This is a genomic window from Micromonospora sp. NPDC048842, assembly GCF_040649935.1.
Classification (GTDB): domain Bacteria; phylum Actinomycetota; class Actinomycetes; order Mycobacteriales; family Micromonosporaceae; genus Micromonospora; species Micromonospora hortensis.
The window spans coordinates 32,979-56,911 of the sequence record NZ_JBEZGK010000006.1 but is presented as its reverse complement, the minus strand read 5'-3'; the positions used below and the strand labels follow the sequence as shown (position 1 = coordinate 56,911).

Here is a 23,933-nt window from a genome sequence, read left to right as displayed (position 1 = left end):
CTTCCCCCGGTTGGGGTGAGGGGGTAAGGGGGTGGGGGTGCCCGGGGGCGGGTTAGGGGGCCCAGCGGCGGAGTTCGCGTTTGGCCAGGGAGTTGCGGTGCACCTCGTCGGGACCGTCGGCGAGGCGCAGGGTGCGGGTCTGCGCCCAGAGGGCGGCCAGTGGCGTGTCCTGGCTGACACCGGCGCCGCCGTAGCCCTGGATGGCCTTGTCGATCACCCACTCCGCCATCGCCGGCGTGCCGATCTTGATGGCCTGGATCTCGGTGTGCGCGCCCTTGTTGCCGACGGTGTCCATCAGCCAGGCCGTCTTGAGTACCAGCAGCCGGGCCTGCTCGATGCGGACCCGGGACTCGGCGATCCACTCCCGGACGACGCCCTGCTCGGCCAGCGGTCGGCCGAACGCGATCCGTTCGTTGGCGCGGCGGCAGAGCAGCTCCAATGCCCGCTCAGCCATTCCGATCAATCGCATGCAGTGGTGGATCCGGCCCGGCCCCAGCCGAGCCTGGGCGATGGCGAAGCCGGTGCCCTCGGCGCCGATCAGGTTCTCCGCGGGCACCCGGACGTCGGTGAAGTCGATCTCGGCGTGCCCGCCGTGTGAACCGTCGGTGTAACCGAAGACGGTCATGCCCCGGCGTACTGTCACCCCTGGGGTGTCCCGGGGGACCAGCACCATGCTCTGCTGGCGGTGCCGGTCGGCGGTGGGGTCGGTCTTGCCCATCACGATGAAGATCTCGCAGCGCGGGTCCATGGCCCCGGACGACCACCACTTGCGTCCGTTGATCACGTACTCGTCGCCGTCGCGGGTGATCCGGGTGGCGATGTTTGTGGCGTCGGAGGACGCGACGTCGGGCTCGGTCATGCAGAACGCCGAGCGGATCTCACCCTCCAGCAGCGGCATCAGCCAGCGCTGCTGCTGCGCCTCCGAACCGAACTCGGCCAGCAGTTCCATGTTGCCGGTGTCCGGTGCCGCGCAGTTGACAGCCTCCGGCGCGAGGTGCGGGCTGCGCCCGGTCAGCTCGGCCAGGGGGGCGTACTGGAGGTTGGTGAGGCCGGCGCCGTAGCGCGGGTCGGGCAGGAAGAGGTTCCACAGGCCGCGTTTGCGGGCCTCCGCCTTCAGCTCGCCCAACACCGGGGTACGCGACCACGGGTCCCCGGCGGCCACCTGCTCGGCGTGCACGGCCTCGGCCGGGTAGACGTGCTCGGTCAGGAACCGGGTCAGCTCGGCGCGCAGTTCCTCGGTCCGGCTGTCGTATGAGAAGTCCATCACCGCTCCCTGGCGGCGGTCAGCCCGTGCGCGACCAGCGGTGCCACCATCTCGCCGATCCGGTCGAAGCCCTCGCCGAGCGTCTGCCCGAGCGTGTGGCGGTAGTGGATGCCCTCGCAGATGACAGCGAGCTTGAAACAGCCCAGCGCCACGTGCCAGTGCAGCGGCCCGACGTCGACATCGCTGCGGCCGGCGTACCTGTCGATCAGCTCGCTGCCGGTGGGGAAGCCGGCGCGCGGGCCGAGCCCGTCGGCGACGGGGTTGCCCGCGGCGGTGTCGCTGCCGCCGAGCACGTCCCAGTACGTCAGTAGCAGCCCCAGGTCGGCGAGGGGGTCGCCGAGGGTGGCCATCTCCCAGTCGAGCACCGCGTGCACGGCGACCGGGTCCGCCGAGGCGAGGAGGTTGTCCAGCCGGTAGTCGCCGTGCACGATCCGGCCGGCGTTCGCGCCCTCCGGGGCGGTCGCCGCGAGCAGGTCACGCAGCTCGTCGATGCCGGGCAGTGGGCGGCTGCGGGAACGGTCGAGCTGCCCGGCCCAGCGGCGGACCTGCCGGGCGAGGTAGCCCTCGGGGCGGCCGAAGTCAGCCAACCCGACGCTGGACGGGTCGACGCCGTGCAGCGCGGCGAGCGTGTCCATCATCGCCATGGCGAGGGCGCGGCGGCGCTCGTCGCCCAGCGGGTCGGTCTGCGCACGGGTGCGGAACACCTCGCCGGGCATCCGCTCCATGAGGTAGAACGGCGCGCCGATCACCTCGGGGTCGGTGCAGAGCAGCAGCGCGCCCGGGACCGGCACATCGGTCGGCGCCAGTGCCGAGATGACCCGGAACTCGCGCGCCATGTCGTGCGCGGTCGCCAGCACGTGGCCCAGCGGGGGACGCCGCAGCACCACCTCGCGGTCGCCGAGGCGCAGCAGGTAGGTGAGGTTGGACTTGCCGCCCGCGATCAGCGTGGCACGCAGCGGCCCGACGGCCAGCTCGGGTCGGTGCGTTGCCAGATGATCGGCGAGACGGTCCAGGGCCAGCCCCGCCGGGGAGACGGAATCGGCCCCCGGCCGTGACGCGTCGACGGCCGGATCGCTCATCCGACTAGTTGATGGCAGCCCGCTCACGTTGTCAAGGTCAGAATTTCCGCTCGGGACATGCCCCTGCAACAGGGACGAAATGGTCAACTACCAGGCTGGGGTCAGCCTGCCGGCCGCTCTTTCGCCGGCCCGCCGAGCGGAGGGACAGACATGTTGCTGCGAGTTCGGGTCACCCTGCCGGACCGTCCGGGCACCCTCGGTCAGGTCGCCCGTACGTTGGGCGTCTCCGGGGCGGACATCGTCCAGGTGGTGGTCCTCGAACGGCTCGGCGGGCGCGCGGTGGACGACTTCACTGTCGTCTGGCCGGGCGCGGCGCGGGTGGAGCGGCTGCTGGCTGGCCTCGCCGCGATACCGGGGGTGCGGGTGGACGGTGTGTGGCGGGCGATCGGCGCGCCCACCACCACCGGCCAGGACGCGGAGCTGTTGGCCCAGGTCGCGGCCAACCCGGCGGACGGGTTGGCCACCCTGGTCGACGCGGTGCCGGGGCTGCTGGCCGCCGACTGGGCAGTGGCCGCGGTGGTGCCGGTCGACTGGGCCTCGCGAAGCGGGGGCGGCGGGGCGACTGTGGGGCACGCGAGCTGGCGTGCCCCCGTACCCCCGCGGTTGCCGGAGGTGACCCCGCTGCGTGGACGGTCGATGACCACGCCCGACGGCACCCACCACGCGATCGCGCCGTTCGGCCGGGCGGGCCTGGTGCTGGTGGTGGCCCGTGAGCGCAGCGAGACCCTCTCGGCCGCGGCGTTCCACAGCACCGAGGTGGATCGGCTCACCCAGCTCGTCCGCGCCTGCGCGGTGATCCTCGGTGACCGACTCGATCTCGTCGGCGCGCCGCCGGTGGTCGCCGGTCCCTGAGCGGCCCGAGGAGTTCCCGGGCCGACACCGCCGGGCAACCGGGCGGCAACAGGCGGGGGTGAGGCTCTTACCGGGGAAGGGAGCCAACCATGACGTTGTGGCGGATCCGAGCGACTGTGGACGACCGACCGGGTTACCTGTCGGTGCTCACGGCGAGCCTCGCGCTGCGTGGGGTCAACATCCTCACCGTGCAGGTGCAGCCCACCGAGCAGGGCGCGGTGGACGACTTCCTGGTCGACGCGCCGGACGCGCTCGACGAGGCCGAGCTGATCGCCGCCGTCGAGCGTGGTCGGGGCCGAGACTGCTGGGTGGCGCGCAGCGAGGCGCGTGGTCTGGCCGACCAGCCCACCCGGGTGCTCGGGCTGGCCAACCGGCTGGTGCGTGACCCGGACGCGACGGGCGAGGCGTTACGGACCCTGCTCGCCGCCGACGTCGTCAGCTGGCGACCGGCGCCGGTCGGCGGCGAACGGGGGATCACCGGCGCCAGCATGCTGTTGGCGGACCCGGCGGGCGGTTCGTTCGCGCTGCGTCGGGCCGCGCCCGACTTCACCCCGGCGGAGTACGCGCGGGCGCAGGCCCTTGTCGAGCTGGCCGCCACAGTGGCGCGCCGAGCCGCCGAACAGGTCACACTGGTGCTTCCCGACGGCGCTGAGGTGGCCGTCCGACCGGCCGGCGTCCACGATCTGTCCGGCGTGGTGGAGCTGCACGAGGGGTGCTCACCGCGCAGCCGGCAGCGGCGTTACCTGGGCGGGGCGGCGCTGCCGCAGTCGGCCCGCGTGCGTCGACTGCTGGAGCCGAGCCGAGGGCTGACGCTGATCGCCAGCACCACCGGCTCCGACGGCACTGCCGAGTCGGTGGTCGCCATGGCGAACCTGCTCGGCGAGGGCGACGAGGCCGAGGCGGCGCTTCTGGTGCGGGACGACTGGCAGCGGCGTGGGCTCGGCTCGGCGTTGCTACGCCGGGTGGTTCAGCACGCAGACCGGTCCGGGTACGCGGCACTGGTGCTGCACGTGCAGGCCACAAACGACCCGATGCTGCGGACGCTGCACCGGCTGGGGCGGCCCGCAGCTGTGGAGCGCGACGGCGCGCTGCTCACCCTCACCGTCCCGCTCGCTGTCGCCGCCAGAGCGGACCGAGAGGACGTGTTCTCCACGCCTGGCGTCTAGGGCCCGAGGTGGGCCCCTTGTGCGCGGCGAGCGTCCACAAGGGGGCCACTCCCGATGCGGTTGTCAGGTGGTGGGGTAGCTGTTGTAGTCGGGGAAATTGCCGTAGAGCCTGCCGTCTCCGCCGACTGTGACGGCCTGCACCAGCAGGTCGCCGCCGACGAACGCGCCCTTCCAGGAGGCCCCCCGGCCGCCGAACGGTTCGTCCCGGTCACCGCGTGAGCGCGGTTTGTTGACGCCCACCTTGAACGCCTGAAGGTCCACTGCGAGCTTGCCGGCCTCGTCGGTGTCGTCGCAGGCCAGTGAGGCCACCAGTGCGCCGTTGGAGGCGTTCATGGCGGCCAGCAGCTCGTCGGTGGTGTCTACCACGACGATCGTGTCGACCGGCCCGAACGGCTCGGCGTGCATCAGTCGGGACCGTCCGGGCGGGGCGAGCAGCACCGACGGTGCGACGTACGCCGAGGTGTCCTGCCCGGTAAGGAACGGAGCGCCGGTGAGCTTGCCCCGGTGCAGCGGGATCGCGCCGCCGCGGACCGCCTCGTCGACAGTGCGGCGTAGCTCGTCGGCCTTGGCGGCGCTGATCAGCGGCCCGAAGTCCAGCTCCGGCAGCGGGTCGCCAACGGCCCAGTCGTCGTCGACGGCGAGCGGGTGACCGAAGCGGACCGAGCGGACGACCGGCAGGTACATGTCGAGGAACTCGTCGACCAGGTCGCGCTGCACCACGAACCGGGGGTACGCGGTGCAGCGCTGCTTGCCGTACTCGAAGCCCTTCCTGAGGTGCGTGGCGAGCAGGTCCCACTGGGAGAAGTTCCAGATGCCCCAGGCGTTGAGCCCCTCCTGCTCGATGAAGTGCCGCTTGTCGCTGTCGAGCAGCGCGGCGGCCACCTTGCCGCCGTTGGACCGGCCGCCGACGAACGCCACAGCACCGATCTCGGGTGCCCGGACCAGCACCTCGGACAGTTCCCCACCACTGCCGGAGACGAGCGTGACGGGCAGCCCGGCCCGGCGCATCAGCGCGTGCGCGACGGTCAGGCACACAGCGCCGCCCTGGGACGGGGTCTTGGCGATGACCGCGTTGCCGGCCAGGAGCTGCACCAGTTCGGCGTGCACCAGCACGCTCATCGGGTAGTTCCACGATGCGATGTTGCTGACCGGGCCGGGCAGCGGCTCGCGGCCGTCGGCGAGCATCCGGTCGATCTCGCGCGCGTACCAGCGGACGCCGTCGAGCGCCCGGTCCACGTCGGCGCAGGCCAGCCGCCACGGCTTGCCGATCTCCCACACCAGCAGCAGGGCGAGCAGGTCGCGGTGGGCGGTGAGCGAGTCCACTGCCTCGGCGACCCGGGCTTTGCGGTCGGCCAGCGGGGTCTGGGCCCAGGCCCGGTGCGCGTCGGCGGCGTGGGCGACAGCGGCGCGCGCGGTGGTCGCGTCGACCCGGGGCAGGTTGATGAGGACTGTGTTGTCCACCGGGGTGCGGACCGGGGCGGGCTGGCCGACCGCCCGCCATTCGCCCTCGACAAGGTTGTGCGGTGTGGTGACGCCGTCGACCTCGGCGCCGAACGCCTCCGGGGTGGCGGCCACCGCGCGGGCCAGGATGTCGGCCCAGGCGGTGTCGTCGGCGAGTCGTAGTGCCATCGCTTCTCCTCAGGGTTGACCAGGGAGCGGCGGCGTCGACGGCACCGCTGGTGAGCGGTACTGTCTCGCGCTTCGTAGTGGGTCAGCAACAGTACGTTCGTCTGGCTGGCCGCCGGAGCGCTCGAACGGCGCGAGGATCTTTCCGGAGGCTTCCGTCGTGACGTGCGCAGACGTTGAAAACAAATCGACCTGCGTCGATGGTGTGAGATGCTCCGCAATGTTACTCGCTAGTACGGGAGCGGCGCCGCGCGCGTCCACCCCGATCGGCAGGCTTCCCAACCGCCGACCCGCCCATTACATTGTCGGTTATCCATGGGAGCGCTTCCATGACCCGTTGTTCACACCGCCACCCCGCTGTCGCCGGTGGCCGTGCCGCCCGTACGCCGTCCCGCGTCGGTGCGACCGCCGGCGGCGCCTCCGACAGGAGTCCGCCATGCGCCACCTGACCCGGCCGTTCAGCGGCCAGCCCGGCCGGTCGCCGGCCGCCGACCAGCCCTGGCCGCGGCGGCTGCTGGCCCTCGGCGTCGCGCTGCTCACCGGCGCGTCCCTCGCGGTGACCGCGCCACCGTCCGGGCCCGCCTCCGCCGCGCCGGCGGCGACCTACAACTACGCCGAGGCGTTGCAGAAGTCGCTGCTCTTCTACGAGGCGCAGCAGTCCGGTCCGCTGCCCGACTGGAACCGGGTCTCCTGGCGCGGCGACAGCGCGCTCACCGACGGCGACAGCGCGGGCGTGGACCTCACCGGCGGCTGGTACGACGCCGGCGACCACGTCAAGTTCGGTTTCCCGATGGCGTTCAGCGCCACGATGCTCGCCTGGGGCGCTGTCGAGTACCGCAGCGGTTACACCTCGTCCGGGCAACTGCCGCACCTGCTCAACAACCTGCGCTTCGTCAACGACTACTTCATCAAGGCGCACCCGTCGGCAAACGTCCTCTACGGACAGGTCGGCAAGGGCGACGACGACCACAAGTGGTGGGGTCCGGCCGAGGTGATGCCGATGGCACGGCCCGCGTACAAGATCGATGCGAGCTGTGGCGGCGCGGACCTGGCGGGGGAGACGGCGGCCGCGATGGCCGCCTCCTCGATGGTGTTCCGGCCCACCGACGCCGCCTACGCGGACAAGCTGCTGGGGCACGCCCGGCAGCTCTACACCTTCGCCGACACGGTGCGGAAGGCCTACCACGAGTGCATCACCGACGCCACGAGCTTCTACCGCTCGTGGAGCGGCTGGCAGGACGAGCTGGTCTGGGCCGCGATCTGGCTGCACCGGGCCACCGGCGAGGCCAGCTACCTGGCCAAGGCCGAGAGTGAGTACGACAAGCTCGGTACGGAGAACCAGTCCACCACCCGCTCCTACAAGTGGACCATCGCCTGGGACAACAAGCAGTTCGGCGCGTACGTGCTGCTGGCCAACCTGACCGGCAAGCAGAAGTACGTCGACGACGCCAACCGGTGGCTGGACTACTGGACCGTCGGGGTGAACGGGCAGCGCGTTCCGTATTCGCCGGGCGGGATGGCGGTGCTCGACTCCTGGGGCGCGCTGCGCTACGCCGCGAACACCTCCTTCGCCGCGCTGGTCTACAGCGACAAGACCACCGACACCACCCGCAAGGCGCGCTACCACGACTTCGCCGTCCGGCAGATCAACTACGCGCTCGGCGACAACCCCCGCAACTCCAGCTACGTCATCGGTTTCGGCGCCAACGCACCGAAGAACCCGCACCACCGCACCGCGCACGGCTCCTGGTGGGACAGCCAGACCGTGCCTGTGGAGACCCGGCACACCCTCTACGGCGCGCTGGTCGGCGGCCCGTCCTCGGCCAACGACGCGTACAGCGACAGCCGCTCGGACTACGTCATGAACGAGGTGGCCACCGACTACAACGCCGGCTTCACGTCCGCGCTGGTTCGGTTGACCTCCGAGTACGGCGGCACGCCGCTGGCGAACTTCCCGGTCGCCGAGACGCCGGACATCGACGAGCTGACAGTGGAGACCACAGTGACGCAGGCCGAACCTCGGGCCACCGGGCTCAAGGTGATGGTCTACAACAAGTCCGCGTTCCCGGCCCGCGCGCTGACCGACGGCCGGTTCCGGTACTACTTCCGGCCCGACGGCACCGGCCCGGTGCAGGTTACCGCCGGCTACACCCAGGGCTGCCCGTCCCCGACCACCGCCAAGCAGTTCAGCGGCGACATCTGGTACGTCGAGGTGGACTGCGCCGGGCACACCATCGCCCCGGCGGGTCAGTCGCAGCACCGGATGGAGGTCCAGTTCAAGATCGGCGTGCCGGAGGGCGGCACCTGGGACCCGACGAACGACCCGTCGTACCAGGCCACCGCCGGGCCCAACCGGAAGGTGCCGCTCTACTCCGGCGCCACCCGCGTCTGGGGCGAGGAGCCGGGCCCTGTCGTACCGGACACCACGAAGCCGACCGTCCCCGGTACCCCGGTGGCGTCGAACCTCGGCCCCCGCAGCGTCACCCTGACCTGGGCGCCGTCCACTGACAGCGGCGGCAGTGGCCTCGCCGGGTACGACGTCCGCGAGGTCCAGGTCAACAGTGACACGGTCTTGGTCCGGCCGGTCACCGGCACGACGTTGACCATCACAACGCTGCTGCCAGCGACGTCTTACGAGTTCACCGTCGTGGCCCGCGACGGCGCGGGCAACACGTCGGCCGCCTCACCGAAGCTCACGGTGACCACGCCACCGGCCGGCACCGCCGACACCGCAGCGCCGAGCACCCCCGGCACGCCGGTCGCTTCGGCCGTCACCGCCACCGGGCTGACCCTGGCCTGGACCCCGTCGACCGACAACGTGGGCGTCACCGGTTACCGGGTCTACCGCGAGGCGGGCGCCGCCGACGTGGTGGTCGGCTCGCCGACCGGCACCACCCAGGCGGTGTCCGGGTTGACCGCCTCGACGGCGTACCAGTTCTACGTGGTGGCAGTGGACGCGGCGGGCAACACCTCCGCGGCGTCCACGCCGGTCGCGGTGACCACCGCGGCCCCGCCGGTCGGCGGCACCTGCACGGTGGGGTACGCCACCACCGACTGGGGCAGCGGCTTCACCGCCAACGTGTCGATCACCAACACCGGCACCACAGCGATCAACGGCTGGACCCTTCGGTTCAGCTTCCCCGGTGGGCAGAACATCAGCCAGGGCTGGTCGGCGACGATCAGCCAGAGCGGCGCGGCGGTCACCGCCACGCACCTGTCCTACAACGGCACGATCGCCCCGGGCGCGTCGGTGAGCTTCGGCTTCAACGGCACGTACAGCGGCGCCAACCCGAAACCGACAGCCTTCACCGTCAACAACACCCAGTGCACCATCGCCTGACCGGTACCGCGACGAGATCGTGGGCAGTTACCGCTCCGCCGCGCGGACGGTAACTGTCCACGATCTGCGGCAATGCCGCCTACGGCAGGTGTGACGACACGAGTTGACGCAACCGGTCGTGCAGCCGAGGGGCGAGGCTGCGGGCGTACGTGGCGGTCAGGTGATGCGCGTCCCGGTAGACGAGCAACCCGTCGATCACCGCGGGGCACGGTTCGGTGGGGCAGATGGCGTCGTTGAGGTCGGCGAGGCGCACGCCGGGCACCGCGGCCGCGGCGCGCTCCTGCGGTATGCCCCAGGTGAGCGCGCGCTCCCGGGGCTGCGCGCAGGCGGTGAGCCGTTCGCGATGGGCCGAGACGCACTCGGCGATGTCCACGGTGAACGACGGGGTGTCCCGGATGACCACCAGCGGCAGCCCGGCCCTGGTCATCTCCGACCAGGTCTCCGACAGCGCGGCCGTCTGCGCGTCCGTCGTCGCCGGGCCCGGTGGTGGCGGGCTGCCGTCCACCAGCGGAATCTGGGTCACGCTGGAGACGATGAGCAGCCGGGGTCGCCGCTCGCCGGTGAGCGCGGTTCGCAGATTGCGGTTCCACTCCGTGCAGCTGGGGTCCGGCCGCCCGGCGATGCTGATCGGCGCGGTCAGGAAGGAACAGGTCGTCTTGATGTAGGTGACCAGTCGCCAGCCGCGCTCGGCCGCGATGGCCTGTAGGGCCGGCACCCAGTGCGCCGCGTGGGAGTCGCCGGCCAGTGCCACCTCGACCGCCGAGTCACTGTCGCCGTAGGTGCAGCTGCGCAGGCTTGCCTCCTGCGCCTGCGTGACGCAGTCGTCCCGGTAGACGTCGGGCAGGTCGTCGCGGGCCTCGAGCGGGTCGGGGACGATGCGGGCGAACCGGTCCACCGGTGCCGCTGCCCGCCCGCCCCCGGGTGACGCGCTTTGCGAGGCGGCCCCGGCGAGCGGTGCCTGGGCCGAGACCGGTGGACGGACCGCCAGTTGGAGACCGATTCCGCTGAGGACGGTGACGCTGGTGGCGGCCAGTCCCATACGCAGCACGCGGGCCTTGGAGAACTGTGCGTACCGGAACGGATTCTCCACCAGGTGGTAGGTCAGCACCGCCGGGACGGCCGAACAAAGGATCATCGCGAGGCCGGCAGTGGTTCCCAGCGGCCCCCACCGGGCTTCCGCCACCACCAGCAGCGGCCAGTGCCACAGGTACCACGAGTACGACACGGCACCGACCGCGCGCGTCGGCCGCCTGTTGAGCAGGAGGGCCGGCCCGTATCGTCCGGCGCCGGGCCCGGCCGCGATGATCGCGACCGCGCCGAGGGTGGGCAGCAACGCCAGATAGCCCGGATAGGCCGCCGTCTCCGGTCGGATCAGCGTCGCGGCGAGGGCGACAGTGGCCATACCCGCCCAGCCGAGCGCTATCGCGGCGGGGCGCGGCAGCCGGGACAGGTGTCCACCCAGGATCGCCAGACCACCGCCCAACGCCAGTTCCCACATCCGGGTGGTGGTGACGAGGTACGCCCGCGCGGGTTCGGTCTGGCTCAGATGGATCGACCAGGCCAGCGACGGGATGCCGACCAGGGCGAAGGCGGCGAGCAGCCACTGGGACATCCGGTCGCCGAGGAACGGCCTGCGGTGTCGGCCCGGCCGACCGGCCGAGATCGGACGCCGCGCGTCGGTGTGCCGGGACGTGCGGCGCGAAACCTGGAGGGCGACGACGAGCAGGAGCAGCGGCCACACCAGGTAGAACTGCTCATCCACGGCGAGCGACCAGAAGTGCTGGAGGATGCTGGGGGCCTCCTCGGAGCGCAGATAGTCGGTCGACTGCTCCACGAGACGCCAGTTCATCGCGTAGACGGCGCTGGCCAGGGCGTCCCGGGCGGTCTCGGGCCAGCGGATCGGGGGCAGGAAGAGGTAGGTGAGCAGGAGGCTCGCCACGAGGACGACGCTGGCGGCCGGCAGCAACCGCTTGGCGCGTCTGGCGTAGAAGTCGACGATGCGGATTCCGCCGGTTCGGCGGATCTCGTCGACGAGGAGTCCGGTGATCAGGAACCCGGAGATCACGAAGAACACATCAACGGCGACGAACGCGGCGGGGAGCGCGGAGATGCCCGCATGCCCGACCAGCACCAGCACCAGCGCGAGCCCTCGCAGCCCCTCGATGTCGCCACGGAACCGGCCCGCGAGGATCGGGGCGGCGCTCGTGTCTGGTCCCCTCGTCTCCACTCTCACCCCAGGCACGATAAGCCCGATACAGTCTTTATGCGATAAATGCGGCAAATGGAGCGATATCGGGCTGCACCGCAGCGCTCGGGCCGCGCCGACGAACTCGAATGGATAGGTCGGCGGGATTCCGGGCAAGACACGATCGTGCGGGAGCTGCTGACCGTCGGGCACGGCGCTGCCGATCGGGGCCGGCTGGGAGAGTTGCTGACCGGGGCCGGGATCGCCCAGGTGGTGGACGTGCGGCGATACCCGGCCAGCCGCACCAACCCGGACGTCCGCCGCGAGGAACTCGAACGATGGCTGCCCGAGAGGGGCGTCGACTACCGCTGGGAGCCGCGGCTCGGCGGACGACGGCACGTCCCCGCCGGGGAGCCGGAGCCGGACACCTGGTGGACGGTCGCGGCGTTCCGGGCGTACGCCGCCCACACGCGGACGGCCGAGTTCGACGACGCGCTCGCCGAGGTGCTCGCCGCTGCGGATCGTCGGACCACCGCGGTCATGTGCAGCGAGAGCGTGTGGTGGCGCTGCCACCGGCGGTTGATCGCCGACGTCGCGACGCTGGGCAGCGGAGCCCCAGTGGCGCACCTGATGCCCGACGGCCGCCTCAGCCCGCACCGGCCGGCCGAGGGCGCCCGCCGACTGCCCGACGGCCACCTGCTGTGGGACGCCTGAGTCACTCCACCAGATCGTCGGCGAGCAGGTCCATCAGCAGGCCGTCGTGCCAGCGGCCGTCCGCGCCACGCTCGTAGCGGCGCAGCACCCCGACCGGGCGGAAACCAACCTTCGCGTACGCCCGGATGGCGGCGCTGTTCGCCGCTGCCGGGTCGATGGTGAAGCGGTGGTGGCCGTACTCGTCGATCAGGTGTCGGGCCAGGGTGCGGATGGCGTCACCACCGAGACCGGCGCCGCGCTCCGCCGGGTCGAGGAAGACGTCAAGGCTGGCGTGCCGGTAGTCCGGGTCCGCCTCGGCGTACCACTGGATCGCGCCGATCACCCGACCCTCGTGCTCGATCGCGTACACGTGCAGGTCGTCGTCGGCGAGGTCGGCGCGCACGGAGTCGGCCAGGTCGTCGCCGCCCCGCCACCACCGGCGTACCTCCGGGTCGGCCCGGATCGCGGCGAGGGCCGGCACGTCAGCGACCGTCGCCGGTCGTAGTGTCACCGCCCGCCCTCGCAGCACCGGCTCAGCCCCGGATCTCGCCGTGCTCGACGCAGACCGCCGACCAGCCCACCGGCAGCACCTGCACCTTCATCCGGCGACGGCAGCGGGGGCAGAACCGGGGCGGCTCCAACTGGCGGGCCGACGCGCAGTCCGGGTGGGCGGCCGTAGCCGACTCACCGCACCGGTCGCACCACAGCTCAGTCGTCGTCATTGTCGTCACAGCGTGGCGGAGAGCGCCTTGACCGGCATCTTCAGCTCGTCCAGCAGCTCCAGGTCGGCCGTCGCCGGTCGACCCAGCGTGGTCAGGTAGTTGCCGACGATCACCGCGTTGATGCCGCCGAGCAGACCATCACGGGTGCCGAGGTCGCCGAGGGTGATCTCGCGACCACCGGCGTACCGCAGGATGGTGCGCGGCATGGCCAGCCGGAACGCGGCGATGGCCCGTAGCGCGTCCTTGCCCTCCACCACCGGACGGTCACCCAGCGGGGTGCCGGGACGCGGGTTGAGGAAGTTGAGCGGCACCTCGTGCGGGTTCAGCTCGGCGAGCTGCGCGGCGAACTCGGCCCGCTGCTCGACGGTCTCACCGAGGCCGAGGATGCCGCCGCAGCACACCTCCATGCCGGAGTCGCGCACCATCCGCAGCGTCTCCCAGCGCTCCTCCCACGAGTGCGTGGTGACCACGTTGGGGAAGTACGACTTGCAGGTTTCCAGATTGTGGTTGTAGCGGTGCACACCCATGTCGACAAGGTCGTCGACCTGCTCCTTGCTGAGCATGCCCAGCGACGCGGCGACCTGGATGTCGACAGCCGCCTTGATGGCGGCGACGCCCTCGCGCATCTGCTTCATCAGTCGGGCGTCCGGACCGCGGACCGCGGCGACGATGCAGAACTCGGTCGCCCCGGTCGCTGCGGTCTGCTTCGCCGCCTCGACCAGCGACGGGATGTCCAGCCAGACCGAGCGCACCGGCGAGGTGAACAGGCCCGACTGCGAGCAGAAGTGGCAGTCTTCCGGACAGCCGCCGGTCTTGAGCGAGACGATTCCCTCGACCTCGACCTCCGGGCCGCACCAGCGCATCCGCACGTCGTGAGCGAGCTGGAGGGCGGCGGGCAGGTGCTCGTCGGGCAGGTTCAGCACGGCGAGGATGCCGGCCTGATCGAGGCCGACACCGTCACCCAGGACCTGGGTCCGGGCCTGGTCGAGGATCTCTGGCATGGCTCGTACCCTACTAGGCCTGTGCGAGAGCCCCCGATCAGCCGGAATGTCCTGGCAGTTGGTGGACAGCTCGCACCGAGTGGAATGGTCGGGCTGGTGGCGGCGGGTGGTAATTTCGCCCGGCGGGTGTCGGGCTGACCGGCACGCACAGCGGGGGAGGGTGGCGGTGGCGGACTGGCTGGCGGCGCTCGACCGCCGTGCGGAGCTGCGGGCGAAGGCCGGGCTCACCAGGCGACTGCATCCGCGTCCGGCCGACGATCAGATGACCGATCTGGCCGGCAACGACTACCTCGGTCTGGCCACCCACCCGGACGTCATCGCCGCGGCCACGGCGGCCCTGTCGGCGTACGGCCTGGGGGCTACCGGCTCGCGACTGGTCCGGGGCTCCACCGACGCGCACCGGGCGCTGGAGGAGGGCCTGGCCCGCTGGCTGGGCACCGACGGCGCCCTGGTCTTCTCCTCCGGCTACCTGGCCAACCTCGGCGCGCTGCGGGCGCTCGTCCAACCTCGCACGCTGCTCGTCTCCGACGCGCACAACCACGCGTCGCTGATCGACGGCTGCCGCATCTCCGGTGCGGAGACGGTGGTCACGCCGCACGCCGACGTCGACGCGGTGGCCGCCGCGCTCGCGGCCGCTCCCGGCCGCCCGGCGGTGGTGGTGACGGAGTCGGTCTTCTCGGTCGACGGTGATCTCGCCCCGCTGGCTCGGCTGCACGCGGTGGCCCGCCGGCACGGCGCCCTGCTGCTGGTCGACGACGCGCACGCGCTGGGCCTGACCGGCCCGGCCGGCGCGGGCGCGGTGGCGGCCACCGGGCTGGCCGGCGAGCCGGACGTGGTGGTCACCGCCACCCTGTCCAAGGCGCTCGGTGGCGCGGGTGGCGTTGTCGCCGGCCCGGCCGAGTTCGTCAGGCATCTGGTCGAGACCGGGCGCACGTTCATCTTCGACACGGCACTTCCGCCGGCGGTCGCCGCCGGTGTGCACGCCGCGCTGCGGCTCGCCCAGGCCGGCGACGACCTGCGCGCCGAACTCGCCGACCGGGTGGGGCTGGCTGTCGGTCGACTGCGGGCGGCCGGGCTGACCGTCTCCGCCCCGGACGCGGCGGTGATCTCGGTGACCGCCCCGGGGCCGGAGGCCGCGACCGCGTGGGCCGCGGAATGCCGTGACCGGGGCGTCGCGGTGGGTTGTTTCCGGCCACCATCCACCCCGGACAGCCGCTCCCGCCTGCGCCTCACTGTCAACGCGGGGGTGCCCCGGGCAGCGTTCGAGCGGGCGCTGGACGTCATAGTGGACTCTGCCCCATGACCGGGTGGGCGGGGTCGGTGCTGGTCACCGGGACGGACACCGAGGTCGGCAAGACGGTGGTGACCGCGGCGATCGCGGCCGCCGCGCAGGCGGCCGGGCTGCGAGTGGCGGTGGTCAAACCGGGTCAGACCGGTACGGCCGGCGGTGAGCCCGGCGACGTGGACGCTGTCAACCGGCTGGCCGCGCCGCTGACCGGCCGGACCCTGGCCAGCTACCCGGATCCACTCGCCCCGTTGGCCGCCGCGCGGGTCGCCGACCTGCCGCCGCTGGAGTTGTACGCCGCGGTGGACGCCGTCCGCGCGGAGGCCGACAAGCACGACCTCGTGCTGATCGAGGGCGCGGGCGGGTTGCTGGTGCCGATGGGGCTGCGGCCGTCGGGGGAGCCGTGGACGATGGCCGACCTGGCGGTGTCGCTCGGCGCGCCAGCGGTGGTCGTCGCCCGCGCCGGGTTGGGCACGCTCAACCACACCGCGTTGACCCTGGAGGCGCTGGACCGTAGGGCGGTGCCGGCCGGTGTGGTGATCGGCGCCTGGCCGACCCGGCCGGAGCTGGTGCACTGGACGAACCTCACCGACCTGGTGCCGAACCTGCTCGGCGCGTTGCCCGACGGCGCCGGCGCGATGGACCCGGGTGTGTTCCGGCGGTCCGCGCCGGGTTGGCTCACACCGGCCCTGCACGGGGTGCTGGACGACTGGCGGGTCTGGGCCGAGGAGAGCGGCTGAACACCTGACTTTCGTCGGTGTCCGCGCAGGTCGGGCGTGGGTAGCCTGACCGCCGTGCGGATCCTCGACTCCCCGCCGCCGGCTTGGCTGCACCGGCGGCGTCGCCTGCTGCTGGACGTGCTGCTCTGGGCGGTGGTGGCCGCCCCGGCCGGCTACGCCGAGGCCAGCCCGCCCTATACGCGGTACACGTTGCCGCTGTTGGTCGGCAAGCTGCTGCTGCTCGGTGTGGCGGTGGCGGCGAGTCGACGTCAGCCGTTGGTCGCCCTGGTGCTGGCGGTGCTCGGGTCGCTGATCGATGGCAACTTCGTGTTCGCCATCCCGGTCTTCAGCTATCTCGCCGGGCGGCGCAGCGCCACAGTGGGTCCGGCGATCATGGTATTCGTGCTGATCACAGCCGGTGGCACGGCGCTCAACCTGGGGTTGCTCGGCGCCGGCGCGGCAACCTGGTTCCTGCTCGCCTCGGTGCTGCTCTTCGCCGCCGTGTTCCCCTGGTTGGTCGGCCGGTACCGGCGCCAGCAGCAGGAGTTGACCGACGCCGGTCGCCGGCACGTCGACGCGCTGACCCGCGAGCAGCGGGGTGCCGCCGAGCGAATCCGACTGCGGGAGCGGGCCCGGATCGCCGGGGAGATGCACGATTCGCTCGGTCACGACCTCAGCCTGATCGCGTTGCGCGCCGCCGCCCTGGAGGTCGCCGCCGACCTGGACGACAGTCACCGGGCCGCGGCGGGGGAGTTGCGGGCCAGTGTCTCCGCCGCCACCGAGCGACTGCACGAGATCATCGGGGTGCTCCGCGAGGAGGCTGGCGCGTCGCTGCGTCCGAGCGGGGAGACAGTGGCGGACCTCGTCGACGGGGCCCGGGAGGCCGGCATGGCGGTACGCCTGGACGCCGCCCCGGCGGTCTCGGACCTACCGGCGATGACCGGTCACGCGGCGCACCGGATCGTCCGGGAGGCGCTGACCAACGCGGCACGGTACGCGCCGGGCGCCCCGGTCGACGTGCGCCTCACCCGCGACGGTGACCGGGTCGAGGTGACAGTCGTCAACGACGCTCCGCCGGCCGGGCCGCTGCCCGCCCCGCCGTCGCAGGGCAGCGGGCTGCTGGCCCTCGCCGAGCGGGTCCGCCTCGCCGGCGGGACGCTCGACGCCGGCCACCGGGCCGACGGCGGGTTCGCGGTACGGGCGGTGTTGCCGGCCACCGCACCGCCGCCCGAGGCGATCGGGTCGGCGGCCGAGGTCGGGCTGACGTCATGGTCCGACGAGCGGCCCGGCGCTGTGGAGCGGCCGGTGGATGCCGAGCGGCGGCTGCACGACGCCCGCCGGCGGGTTCGGCGCAGCCTGCTGGTGGCGCTCGTGGCACCTGTCGGCTTCGCCCTGGTGCTCTCGTTCATCTACTACCCGGTGGCGACCGCCGGGACGGTGCTGAACCGTGCCACCTTCGACCAGATGCGCGTCGGTACCGCGCGGTCGGAGCTGGTCGGGCTGCCCCGGCGGCAGTTGGAACGCCCAACACCTGTCGACCGGGCCGGATGCGAGTACTACACCGACGGCAACTTTCCCCTCGCCGCGCCGACCTGGCGGCTCTGTTTCACCGATGGCCGGCTGGTCAGCAAGGAGTGGATCGTCTAGTGGACACCGACACGACGGGGACACCGCCGATCCGGGTGGTGCTGGCCGACGACGAGGCGATGATCCGGGCCGGTGTCCGGGCCATCCTCGCCAGCGATCCCGGCATCGAGGTGGTCGCCGAGGCCGGCGACGGGCACGCGGCGGTGGAGTTGGTCCGTGCCCACCGACCCCGGGTCGCACTGCTGGACATCCGGATGCCGCGGCTGGACGGGTTGGCCGCCGCCGCCGAGATCCGCCGGGTCGTGCCGGACACCGCGACGATCATGCTGACCACGTTCGGCGAGGACGACCACGTGGCCCGGGCGCTCGGGCACGGTGCCAGCGGGTTCCTGCTCAAGGCCGGCGACCCGCGTGAGCTGATCGCCGGTGTGCACGCCGTCGCCGACGGCGGGGCGTACCTCTCGCCGAGGGTGGCCCGCCGGGTGATCGAGCTGGGGGCCGACCGGTTGGCCCGCCGACCCGCCGCCCGGGATCGCGCGGCAGGGCTGACCGAGCGGGAACGGGAGGTGCTGGCCCTGGTGGGTGCGGGCCTTTCCAACGCCGAGATCGCCCGCCGGCTGCACCTCGTGGAGGGCACAGTGAAGAGCTACCTGACCAGCATCTTCACCCGGCTGGACGTACGCAACCGGGTGCAGGCGGCGATCCTGGCGTACGAGGCGGGGTTGGTCGACGGCTGAGCGGGGGCCGCGACGGGCCCCCGCTCAGCGCGCGCGCTACGCGTCGCGGCGGCGCAGGGCGGCCCGGCCCAGCAACAGCGCGGCGCCCGCCCATCCGGCGAGCAGGAGCAGCCCGACCACTGGCGGGTACGCCTCGGTGTCGCCGGCCAGGAAGTGCCCGCCGGCCACGCCGGGGAACACGTCGGCGATCCGGTTCAGCACGTCGATGTCCGGCTCCTGGAGGGACAGCGGCACGATCATCAGGGTGGCGAGGAGCACGGTGAGGGTGAGCACCGCACTGCGTAGCGCGGCGCCGAGGCCCAGGGCGAGCACGCCGATCAGCGCCAGGTAGGTCGCCACCGCCACGATGTCGCCGATCGTGCCGGCGGCCGGGGCGCTGCCCCACTCGCCGAGCACCGGTCGGGCGACCAGGGCGCCGACGCCGCCGAGCACCAGCCCGAGGCCGAAGGTGACAGCACCGGCGACCGCGGCCTTGGCCAGCAGTACGCGACCACGGGACGGGGTGCACTGCAACGTCGTCCGGATGGTGCCACTGGTGAACTCGGCGGTGATCGCGAGCAGGCCCAGCGCCAGCACCACGTACTGGGTCATTTCGACCGAGTCGATCAGCACGCTGCCGACGGTGACGATCCCCAGGTCGTCGGTCGGGTCGTCGTTGGTGTTGTCGTTGGCGACGTAGATGGCCAGTTGGCCGGCGCTCGCGAACATCACCAGCAGCCCGGCCAGTGCCGTCCACCAGGTGCTCCGCACCGAGGAGAGCTTGGTCCACTCGGCGGCCACCGCCCCCCGGAAGGTGGCCGACGCACCGGCGGCCGGCGTGCTGGCGGGGCGGGTGCCCGTGTCGGTCCGCGTGCTCATCGTTGCCCACCCTCGGTCGGGCCACCGGCGTACTCGACGCTGTCGGCGGTCAGCTCCATGAACGCCTGCTCCAGCGACGCGGCGTGCGCGCTCAGCTCGTGCAGGCGTACTCCCAGTTCGTGCGCCAGGTCGCCGACCTGGTTGGCGGTGGCGCCGGTGACGGTCAGCTCGTTCCGGTCGGCAGCCTCGACGCTCGCCCCGGTGGCGGTGAGGCGCGCGGCGAGCGCGGTCAGCCCGTCCGGGTGCGGGCTGCGGACCCGGACCGCGACAGTGCTGCGGGCGATCACCTCGCCGATCGGCTCGTCGGCGAGCAGTTGCCCCCGGCCGATCACCACGAGTTGGTCGGCGGTGAGCTGCATCTCGCTCATCAGATGGCTGGAGACGAAGATCGTCCGCCCCTCGTCGGCCAGCGAGCGCATCAGCTGCCGCACCCAGCGCACCCCGTCCGGGTCGAGTCCGTTCACCGGTTCGTCGAACATCAGCACCGGCGGATCGCCGAGCAGCGCGCCGGCGATGCCGAGCCGTTGGCCCATGCCGAGCGAGAGCGTTCGCCCCGGCTTGGCCGCGGCCCGTCCGTCCAGCCCGACGGTGTCCAACACCTCGTCGACTCGACGGCTGGGGATGCCGTTGCTGTGCGCCATGGCCCGCAGGTGCGCCCGGCCGGAGCGGGCCGGGTGGATGGCCCGGGCGTCGAGCAGCGCGCCCACCTCGTGCAGCGGTCGGCGTAACTCCCGGTACGCGCGCCCGCCCACCAGGGCCTGCCCGGCGGTGGGACGGTCCAGCCCGAGGATCATCCGCATGGTTGTGGACTTGCCGGCGCCGTTCGGGCCGAGAAAGCCGGTGACCCGGCCGGGCGCGATGTCGACTGTCAACGCGTCGACAGCGACTGTCGACCCGAACCGTTTCGTCAACCCACGTAATGTGATCATGCGCTGACGCTAGGCGAGCGGCCTGTCGTCCCACTGCGCCCGAACGGCACCACCCACCCCTGACTTTCGTCAGGTCGGCGACGGGCCGATCACCGTACGTACTGCTCCAGCAGCGCCGGGGTGAGCCCGGCCCGGTGGATCGCCTTCAACGCCGCGAGCAGGTCGTCCATCAGCGCCGGTCGGAAGTGCATCAGCAGCACGTCGCCGGGCTGGACCACCTTCTCCGGGGTCTGGTAGCGCACCTTCCCCTCGTGGACGGTCTCGGTCCAGTGGAAGACCGCCTTCGCGCCGCAGTCGTGCGCGGCCTTCAGCGTGGTGCTGTCATGCTCGCCGAACGGCGGCCGGAACAGGGTGGGCCGCTTGCCGAACAGCCCCTCCAGCTTGTCGGCGGCGCCGCAGATCTCCTGCTTCTGATAGTCGTACGACCGGCCGGCCAGCGAGTTGTGCGAGATGGTGTGGTTCTCCACAACTCCGCCCACCGCCTCGATCTGCCGGAAGTAGTCGGTGTGCTCCGCCGCCGCTGGCGAGTTGAGGAAGATCGTCACCGGGATACGCGCCTCCCAGATGAAGTCGATCACTCCCGGCGGGCGGGCCAGCCCACCGTCGTCGATGGTGATGAAGGCGACCTTCTGGTCGGTCGGCAGGCGATGCCAGAACGCCGCCGAACCGGTGGTGGGCAGCTCCACCGGTTGCGGCTTCGGTGCCTCGGGAAACGTCGGCACCTGGGACACGTACCAGGCCAGGCTCTTGAACGCGGGTTTCGCGGTCGGGGACGGCGAGGCCGAGGGGGTCGGCGTCGAAGCGGGCGGCGTCGGCTGGGCCACGGTGACCTGCCGAGCGTGCGCCGGGTGACTGGGACCGACTGTGCAGGCAGTCAACGCCAGCAGGGCCAGAAGCGTTACGACGGCAGGGATCCGACGGGTGGGGATGGCTGACACGCCCGGAAACATACCGAGCGGATGTCAGGATCCGGTCAGCCCGGTGACCCCGGGGGCGCGGCGGACCACGAAAGCGTCCGGCATCCGGAAGGTGAGATTGTCCGGGCACCAGGGCGGACGGAGCACTGTCACCCCGTCCAGCAGCGGCGCGGCCTCGGCCACCACGACGGCCGCCTCCATCCGGGCCAGCACGTCCCCGACGCAGCGGTGCGCGCCCGCCCCGAACGCCAGGTGTCGGCGTGATCCACGCTGACCCGGACGGAACTCGTCGGGGGACTCCACCACCGCCGGGTCCCGCCCGGCGCGGCCCAGCCACAGCACGAGGCTGCTGCCCGCCGGCACCTCCGTCCCGCCCAGCGTGCTCTCCGTCGTCGCCACCCGCCGCCAGGTGACGATCGGTGGTTCCAGCCGCAACCCCTCCTCCACCACGTCGGCCACCGCGACCTCGCCGCTGCGCAGGCCGGCCCGGACCGATGGCTCGTCGGCCAGCCGGTGCAGTAGCAGGGTGAGGAACTGCGAGGTGGTCTCCTGCCCGGCGACCAACAGGAAGAAGAGCGCGCCGACCACCACGTCCGGCGGGTGCCCGGCCGCGCGCAGCTCGGCGGCCAGACCGCCACCGACGGCCGCGAAGTCCCGCAGTACCCGGTGGAACCGGCCCACCTCGGCGGCGAGCGCCACCTGCCGGTCGGCGTCCAGTGGCGCCCAGAACAACTCCAGCGCGGCGCGCGCGAACTCCTTGACCGCGCCGACCGGAGCGTCCGGCAACTCGACAAGTCGGGCCAGCACCAGCAGCGGCAGGTCGGCGGCGAGGTCCGCGTACAGGTCGACCGGTTCACCGGCGTCGAGCGCGACGCCGATCCGGGTCACCCGGTCCCGGACCAGTGCGGTGAGCCACTGCCGCTGGGCGGCCACCCGGGCCGGGTGCAACGCCTCCGCGACGATCGCCCGGATCTGCGGGTGGCTGACGCCCGAGTTGTTCGCCAGGGTCGGCGGCAGCCGGAACCGGTGCCCGGCGAGCACCCGCAGGGCGGTCACCGGCATCGGTGTCACAGCGTCCAGCGCGTTGTCCGGCCGGTAGGTGACCGGGTCGGCGAGGACCTGGCGGACCAGCGCGTGCCGGGTCACGACCAGGTGGGTGCCGCCGACGTGGTCCGGCACCCGGGCCACGTCCGGCCATGCGGGGTCGGCCACCTGCGCCCAGCTGCGGAACAGCACCCGGACACGCTAGCCGGAGGCCCCCGGCAGCCCGGCTCGCAGCCGCCAGACGGTGGTGCGCTTCACCCGCACGCTCTCCAGCGCCTCCGGCACCGGCACGTCGTACCCGGCCACCTCGTCGAAACGGTCCCGGGGCAGGAACGCCCGGCCGGGGTCACCGACCAGCGCCGGCGCGCCGGCCCGAGCGGCGCGCAACAGGAACCGCAGGACCCGGCGGGCCATCGCGTCGCTGTAGAAGACGTCTCCGGCGAGCACCACCTCGGCGTCCCCGGCGTCGCCGTCGAGGATGTCGCCGAACTCGGCGTCGACGCGTACCCCGTTGGCCTCGGCGTTGAGGGCGACCGCCGCCACCGCCAGCTCGTCCACCTCGACGGCCCGCACGGACGCCGCACCGGCGCGGGCGGCGGCGATGGCCACCAGGCCGGAGCCGGAGGCGAGGTCGAGCACCCGCCGGCCGGCGACCAGCTCCGGGTGGTCGGTGACGTGACGGGCGAGGGCCTGCCCGCCGGCCCAGGCGAACGCCCAGAACGGCGGCGGCCGGTCGGTGGAGAACTCGCCCTCGGTCAGCTCCCACAGGCCGATCGGCTCGTCCGCCTGGTGCAGCAGCACCTCGGGAACGAAGGGGACCGGGGCCAGCCGGGCGTGCAGCCGGACGAACGTGCTGGAGAGCTCGGACACGGCGTGATTCTCCCAAGTGCCCGCCTCACGGCGTGTCGCGGGGGAGTGGTGACCGGTTCACCACGGTCGGTGAAAACCCACCCCGTCCTTGCCGTCCGGTGCGAACACACCCGTCTGGTCGACGCGGTCCCCCGCTTCTAGCGTTGCGGGGTGGAGGCGACCGAACGGAGGACGGCGGTGGTGACGGTGTGGCGGTATGCGCTGAGGGCAGGGGTGGTGCTGGCCTGTCTGAGCGGGGTGGAGCTGGCGGTGGCCGCCCCGGCACAGGCGGCCTTCACCACCGAGATGAGCGGCCTGCCGGGTCGGTTCACCGCCGGTGAGCAGGTGCGGACGATCTCCGCTGTGGTCTCCCAGACGGATCGGCGCGCCAGGTGCGCGAAGGTGCGCTGGTCGATGGTGCTCAGCGTGCAGGGGGGCCTCCGGCTCGACCAGGTGAAGATGGACCGGGTGGAGGAGACCGGCGACTTTCCGCTGGAGATCCGTACCGAGGGGGACGTGGCCCGGCTGACCGACAGGCAGCTCGACCCGGGCACGCTCTGCCCGGGCCGCACTGTCACGGCCCGCTACCGGGTGGCCTTCGACGAGGACGTCACCCAGGGGCGGGTCACCCTCGCCGCCGAGGCGTACGACGCCAACCTGCGCCTGCTGGCCCGGCAGACCGCCACCCGCTCGGTGGTGGGGGTGGGCGGCGCCCCGACCAGCAAGCCGAAGCCGACACCGACTCCGCCGGAGCCCACCGAATCCGCGAGCGCTCCGGCCGAGGGCGAGAGTACGGCGACTGAGGAGACTGTCGCGGAGCAGCCGGCCGACGCCGCGCCACCGGCTGCCGACCGCCCGGTCTCGCAGTCAGGCGCGTTCGGCGTGGTGCAGGTCGCCTTCCTGCTCGGCGGGCTGCTGCTCTTCCTTGGGGTGGGGCTGCTGCTGCGGCTGCGGCACCTGACCCGGGCCGTGGCCGGGGACGCCGACGGAGCCGACGACCCCCCGGTGGACCGGCGCTGGGAGCGCCCGGCCGCCGCCGACCCCTGGCGCCGAGCGCACCGCTGATCGAGAGCAGTGGGG

The 23,933-nt window shown here is 72.5% G+C and carries 21 protein-coding genes; 9 read left to right on the top strand and 12 right to left on the bottom strand.

Annotation, left to right across the window (positions count from 1 at the left end):
* Positions 1-52 precede the first annotated feature (52 nt).
* Together AB0C19_RS10570 and AB0C19_RS10565 are read right to left on the bottom strand one after the other, a co-directional pair.
* Positions 53-1,264, bottom strand: coding sequence for an acyl-CoA dehydrogenase family protein (locus AB0C19_RS10570; protein ID WP_357182558.1), 1,212 nt, complete (start codon positions 1,262-1,264; stop codon positions 53-55).
* The gene (locus AB0C19_RS10565; RefSeq protein ID WP_357182555.1) at positions 1,264-2,343 is read right to left on the bottom strand and encodes a phosphotransferase family protein; all 1,080 of its coding nucleotides are present in this window, start codon (positions 2,341-2,343) and stop codon (positions 1,264-1,266) included. The genes AB0C19_RS10570 and AB0C19_RS10565 overlap by 1 nt, the downstream gene beginning before the upstream one ends.
* Positions 2,344-2,493: 150 nt before the next feature.
* On the opposite strand from AB0C19_RS10565, the gene AB0C19_RS10560 reads away from it, so the two are divergent.
* Both AB0C19_RS10560 and AB0C19_RS10555 read left to right on the top strand, forming a co-directional pair.
* Positions 2,494-3,195, top strand: a complete 702-nt coding sequence (locus AB0C19_RS10560; protein WP_238678849.1) for an amino acid-binding protein — start codon at positions 2,494-2,496, stop codon at positions 3,193-3,195.
* Positions 3,196-3,284: 89 nt separating this feature from the next.
* A complete protein-coding gene (locus AB0C19_RS10555; protein ID WP_357182551.1) occupies positions 3,285-4,361 on the top strand; it encodes a GNAT family N-acetyltransferase in 1,077 nt (358 codons plus the stop codon).
* Between the two features lie 63 nt (positions 4,362-4,424).
* Here AB0C19_RS10555 and AB0C19_RS10550 read toward each other — a convergent pair whose 3' ends face one another.
* Positions 4,425-5,990 (bottom strand): aldehyde dehydrogenase family protein, encoded by a 1,566-nt coding sequence (locus AB0C19_RS10550; RefSeq protein WP_357182548.1) that lies wholly within the window; start codon positions 5,988-5,990, stop codon positions 4,425-4,427.
* Positions 5,991-6,423: 433 nt separating this feature from the next.
* On the opposite strand from AB0C19_RS10550, the gene AB0C19_RS10545 reads away from it, so the two are divergent.
* Complete coding sequence (locus AB0C19_RS10545; RefSeq protein ID WP_357182543.1) at positions 6,424-9,327, top strand: glycoside hydrolase family 9 protein; 2,904 nt, start codon at positions 6,424-6,426, stop codon at positions 9,325-9,327.
* 79 nt (positions 9,328-9,406) lie between these two features.
* Here AB0C19_RS10545 and AB0C19_RS10540 read toward each other — a convergent pair whose 3' ends face one another.
* Positions 9,407-11,560, bottom strand: a complete 2,154-nt coding sequence (locus AB0C19_RS10540; RefSeq protein WP_357182540.1) for an acyltransferase family protein — start codon at positions 11,558-11,560, stop codon at positions 9,407-9,409.
* A gap of 138 nt (positions 11,561-11,698) precedes the next feature.
* On the opposite strand from AB0C19_RS10540, the gene AB0C19_RS10535 reads away from it, so the two are divergent.
* A complete protein-coding gene (locus AB0C19_RS10535; RefSeq protein WP_357182537.1) occupies positions 11,699-12,226 on the top strand; it encodes a DUF488 domain-containing protein in 528 nt (175 codons plus the stop codon).
* A gap of 1 nt (position 12,227) precedes the next feature.
* On the opposite strand, the gene AB0C19_RS10530 is transcribed toward AB0C19_RS10535, so the two are convergent.
* Genes AB0C19_RS10530 through bioB form a run of 3 tightly spaced genes read right to left on the bottom strand, consistent with a single transcriptional unit; the run spans position 12,228 to position 13,928 of the window.
* Complete coding sequence (locus AB0C19_RS10530) at positions 12,228-12,734, bottom strand: GNAT family protein (RefSeq protein ID WP_357182534.1); 507 nt, start codon at positions 12,732-12,734, stop codon at positions 12,228-12,230.
* A gap of 4 nt (positions 12,735-12,738) precedes the next feature.
* Positions 12,739-12,927, bottom strand: a complete 189-nt coding sequence (locus tag AB0C19_RS10525) for a hypothetical protein (protein ID WP_357182531.1) — start codon at positions 12,925-12,927, stop codon at positions 12,739-12,741.
* A 5-nt stretch (positions 12,928-12,932) separates the two neighbouring features.
* Entirely contained in the window at positions 12,933-13,928 is a 996-nt protein-coding gene (gene bioB, locus AB0C19_RS10520; RefSeq protein WP_357182528.1) for a biotin synthase BioB, read from the bottom strand.
* A gap of 166 nt (positions 13,929-14,094) precedes the next feature.
* On the opposite strand from bioB, the gene AB0C19_RS10515 reads away from it, so the two are divergent.
* Genes AB0C19_RS10515 through AB0C19_RS10500 form a run of 4 tightly spaced genes read left to right on the top strand, consistent with a single transcriptional unit; the run spans position 14,095 to position 18,256 of the window.
* On the top strand, positions 14,095-15,231 hold the full coding sequence (locus tag AB0C19_RS10515) for an 8-amino-7-oxononanoate synthase (protein WP_357182525.1): 1,137 nt from the start codon (positions 14,095-14,097) through the stop codon (positions 15,229-15,231).
* Positions 15,228-15,953: a dethiobiotin synthase gene (gene bioD / locus AB0C19_RS10510; protein WP_357182522.1), complete on the top strand. Its 726-nt coding sequence runs from the start codon at positions 15,228-15,230 to the stop codon at positions 15,951-15,953. The genes AB0C19_RS10515 and bioD overlap by 4 nt, the downstream gene beginning before the upstream one ends.
* A gap of 54 nt (positions 15,954-16,007) precedes the next feature.
* Positions 16,008-17,579 carry a histidine kinase gene (locus AB0C19_RS10505; RefSeq protein ID WP_357182520.1) on the top strand — a complete coding sequence of 524 codons (1,572 nt, stop codon included), beginning with the start codon at positions 16,008-16,010 and terminating at the stop codon, positions 17,577-17,579.
* Positions 17,579-18,256 carry a response regulator transcription factor gene (locus AB0C19_RS10500; RefSeq protein ID WP_357182517.1) on the top strand — a complete coding sequence of 226 codons (678 nt, stop codon included), beginning with the start codon at positions 17,579-17,581 and terminating at the stop codon, positions 18,254-18,256. Before AB0C19_RS10505 ends, AB0C19_RS10500 begins: the two co-directional genes overlap by 1 nt.
* A gap of 36 nt (positions 18,257-18,292) precedes the next feature.
* Here AB0C19_RS10500 and AB0C19_RS10495 read toward each other — a convergent pair whose 3' ends face one another.
* The 5 genes from AB0C19_RS10495 to AB0C19_RS10475 all read right to left on the bottom strand — a co-directional run bounded on the left by AB0C19_RS10495 (position 18,293) and on the right by AB0C19_RS10475 (position 22,874).
* On the bottom strand, positions 18,293-19,114 hold the full coding sequence (locus AB0C19_RS10495) for an ABC transporter permease subunit (RefSeq protein ID WP_357182514.1): 822 nt from the start codon (positions 19,112-19,114) through the stop codon (positions 18,293-18,295).
* The gene (locus AB0C19_RS10490; RefSeq protein WP_357182511.1) at positions 19,111-20,043 is read right to left on the bottom strand and encodes an ATP-binding cassette domain-containing protein; all 933 of its coding nucleotides are present in this window, start codon (positions 20,041-20,043) and stop codon (positions 19,111-19,113) included. Before AB0C19_RS10490 ends, AB0C19_RS10495 begins: the two co-directional genes overlap by 4 nt.
* Positions 20,044-20,132: 89 nt before the next feature.
* Positions 20,133-20,981, bottom strand: coding sequence for a polysaccharide deacetylase family protein (locus tag AB0C19_RS10485; protein WP_357182508.1), 849 nt, complete (start codon positions 20,979-20,981; stop codon positions 20,133-20,135).
* A gap of 24 nt (positions 20,982-21,005) precedes the next feature.
* The gene (locus tag AB0C19_RS10480) at positions 21,006-22,196 is read right to left on the bottom strand and encodes a cytochrome P450 (RefSeq protein WP_357182505.1); all 1,191 of its coding nucleotides are present in this window, start codon (positions 22,194-22,196) and stop codon (positions 21,006-21,008) included.
* A 9-nt stretch (positions 22,197-22,205) separates the two neighbouring features.
* Positions 22,206-22,874, bottom strand: coding sequence for a 50S ribosomal protein L11 methyltransferase (locus tag AB0C19_RS10475; RefSeq protein WP_357182502.1), 669 nt, complete (start codon positions 22,872-22,874; stop codon positions 22,206-22,208).
* A gap of 150 nt (positions 22,875-23,024) precedes the next feature.
* On the opposite strand from AB0C19_RS10475, the gene AB0C19_RS10470 reads away from it, so the two are divergent.
* The gene (locus AB0C19_RS10470; protein ID WP_357182499.1) at positions 23,025-23,918 is read left to right on the top strand and encodes a hypothetical protein; all 894 of its coding nucleotides are present in this window, start codon (positions 23,025-23,027) and stop codon (positions 23,916-23,918) included.
* Positions 23,919-23,933: the final 15 nt, after the last annotated feature.